The sequence below is a fragment of the Chamaesiphon sp. OTE_20_metabat_361 genome (assembly GCF_031364565.1).
The window spans coordinates 1-3,104 of sequence record NZ_JANLWO010000304.1 but is presented as its reverse complement, the minus strand read 5'-3'; the positions used below and the strand labels follow the sequence as shown (position 1 = coordinate 3,104).

The 3,104-nt window shown below is 46.6% G+C and carries 4 protein-coding genes; all 4 read left to right on the top strand.

Annotated elements, in window-relative coordinates:
- Positions 1-811: chromate efflux transporter (gene chrA, locus RMO35_RS09015; protein ID WP_309740377.1), on the top strand; the 811-nt coding region annotated here is incomplete at its 5' end.
- A gap of 85 nt (positions 812-896) precedes the next feature.
- Positions 897-1,508, top strand: coding sequence for a VTT domain-containing protein (locus RMO35_RS09010; RefSeq protein ID WP_309740376.1), 612 nt, complete (start codon positions 897-899; stop codon positions 1,506-1,508).
- A gap of 391 nt (positions 1,509-1,899) precedes the next feature.
- The gene (locus RMO35_RS09005) at positions 1,900-2,454 is read left to right on the top strand and encodes a bleomycin hydrolase (protein WP_309740374.1); all 555 of its coding nucleotides are present in this window, start codon (positions 1,900-1,902) and stop codon (positions 2,452-2,454) included.
- Between the two features lie 69 nt (positions 2,455-2,523).
- Complete coding sequence (locus RMO35_RS09000; RefSeq protein ID WP_309740372.1) at positions 2,524-3,018, top strand: bleomycin hydrolase; 495 nt, start codon at positions 2,524-2,526, stop codon at positions 3,016-3,018.
- The last annotated feature ends 86 nt before the right edge of the window (positions 3,019-3,104 follow it).

The following is a 3,104-nucleotide window of genomic DNA, read 5'->3' as shown; positions in this document are numbered from 1 at the left end:
CGCTGGCATTAAGCCAGTAGTCGTCGTCTTAACGCTGCAAGCGACCTGGAAATTAGGTAAATCGGCACTGAAAAATCGCCTCACAGGTGCGGCTGGCATCGTCGCGACCGGGTTATTTGGGGTTTTAGGTGTCAATACATTATTGGTGCTGTTACTGGCGGGATTTGGGGTAATGCTGGGGCAAAATTGGCGCACGCTGAGACGTAAATTGCCCATCTTAATGTTGCCGAGGCTGGAGTTGACCGGACTAGCCATTTTGCCAGCACTTACGTCTCATCCAGCATGGCTCGATGTATTCACAGTTTTTCTCAAAGTTGGGGCGACGATTTATGGTGGGGGTTATGTTTTATTGGCATTTCTCCAGCCAGAATTAGTCGATCGCACTCACTGGCTGACATCCACCCAGTTACTCGATGCGATCGCCATCGGGCAAGTGACACCTGGCCCTTTATTTACGACGGCAACTTTTATCGGGTACCTACTCGCCGGACACGCAGGTGCGATCGCGGCGACAGTTGGGATTTTTCTACCCAGCTTTGCGTACGTGGCTGTAGTGACTTACTGGGCACCCCGATTGCGGCAATCGGCGTGGTTTCGCAGTTGGTTAGATGGCGTTAATGCGGGGGCGTGGGGAGCAATTGCGGTGGTTGCCTATCGACTTGCCGCAGGTACACTATTAGACTGGCAATCGCTGTTTATCGCCGCGATCGCGGCTCTGCTAATATGGCGATGGCGAGTCGATCCCTTCTGGCCGATTTGTGGTGGCGCGATCGTCGGTTTGGTGGGACAATTGGCGCAATCTCATCATTAGAACTGCGGCATTTTAGGTCAAAATACAGCCAAGAGCATGATAATTACTAGCAAAATATCAAGTTTGAGTGAGGATTTAATTTAACATGCCTTTCGACCTACATACATTGATTCAGACTTTTGGTTATCCATTGGTATGGAGTATTGTTTTTGCTGAATCAGGGTTATTAGTCGGGTTTTTATTGCCTGGAGATAGCTTGCTATTTGTGGCTGGTTTCTTGTGTTCGTTGCCCAAAACTGGATTAGATATCCAAGTTATGGCTTTTGGCTGTTTTGTGTTTGCAGTTTTAGGTGATAGCGTCGGTTACTATACTGGCAAAAGGTTCGGGCGCAAGTTATTCGATCGAGAAGATTCTAAGTTTTTTAAGAAAAAACATTTAGTTGCAGCCGAAGCCTTCTTCGAGCGCCAAGGTAAAACGGCGCTCATTTTAGCCCGGTTCATGCCATTTGTGCGGACATTCGCGCCAATCGTGGCTGGGATTGCCGCGATGCGCTACAAAACATTTATGCAATACAATGTGGTAGGTGGATTTGCATGGGCGATCGGACTGACTTTACTCGGCTATTTTTTAGGGCGCAGTATTCCCGAAGACCAAATCGATCGCTATTTAATTCCGATTATCTTGGGAATTATGTTCATCTCCCTCGCACCGTCAATTTTTCATATCATCAGAGCCAAACAGCACAACAAGGGCTAGCAGGTAAGGAAATTGGCTCGATTCCTGGATTCGATCGACAGGGTAGTGCTCCCTAGAGAATGACAGATCGAACCAGACTCCCTCTCTAAACCCCTTACCGAGAAAAACAGGTATCAAGCCTCCCCATAAATGTGGAAATCAAACAAGATTATCGATGGATTCAATCCTTTGTCCTTTGTGAATCGGCAGACGCTACAAAGGACGGGACAGAGGTAATTAATAATTAATAATTATTAATTATTAATTATTAATTATTGAACCCTTACCTCTGCCGATCGCCGTAGCTATTGTTACAGATTGTTGAGTTGTTTCTCATAACTGTAGTTTCTGGTGAAGAGATCGGTTTATGATGAACCTCGAAATTGTTCATCAATACCAGGAGAAGCCCACAATGCTTGACTCTTTTTCCAGAGCGGTAGTTACCGCAGATGCTAAGACCGCTGCGATCGGTGGTACCGACCTCAACGCACTCAAAGGCTTCATTGCTGAAGGCAACAAACGCCTAGATGCAGTTAACGCGATCGCCAGCAACGCGAGCTGCGCTGTATCCGACGCTGTAGCTGGGATGATTTGCGAAAACCAAGGTTTGATCCAAGCTGGTGGGAACTGCTACCCCAACCGCCGCATGGCTGCTTGTTTGCGCGATGCTGAAATCATCTTGCGCTATGTAACTTACGCACTTCTAGCTGGCGATGCTTCCGTACTCGACGATCGTTGTCTCAACGGTTTGAAAGAAACTTACGCAGCTTTAGGCGTACCTACAACTTCCACCATCCGTGCAGTTCAAATCATGAAATCTGCGGCGTTGGCTCACATTAACGACACCAACACCGAAGCAAACGGTGGTAAGCGGTTCGTTCAAATGGGTGCATCTAAAGGCGATTGTTCTGCAATAACTTCCGAAGCTGCTTCCTATTTCGATCGCGTAATCTCTGCACTCAGCTAGTACGAGCGCAATCTACGCTGACTGAATTGAAATAAACTATCAAAATATTTTTTCTGGAGTTATCAGAACATGAAATCTGTTGTTACCACAGTAATTGCAGCGGCTGACGCTGCTGGTCGTTTTCCTACTTCCTCTGATTTAGAATCAGTACAAGGTAGCATCCAACGTGCAGGAGCACGTTTAGAAGCTGCTGAGAAATTAGCTGCTAACTTGGACAACGTAGCTAAAGAAGCTTACGATGCTTGCATCAAAAAGTATGGCTACTTGAACAACGCTGGTGAAGCTAACGAAACTCAAGTTAAAAAAGACAAATGTTTGCGCGACATCAAACACTACATGCGTTTGATCAACTACTGTCTAGTTGTCGGTGGTACTGGTCCCTTGGATGAGTGGGGTATTGCTGGTGGACGTGAAGTTTACCGTGCATTAGACTTACCTACTGCTCCTTACGTTGAAGCTCTCCGCTTTGCTCGTACTCGCGGTTGCGCTCCTCGCGACATGTCGGCTCAAGCATTAGTTGAATACAATGCTTTACTTGACTACACCATCAATTCCCTTTCTTAGGTTTTGATTTGACTCTCTAGTTTGAGTCTGAAAGAGGTTCTCGACACATTACTTAACCAACAGGCAGTAGTTGATCAACCGCATGT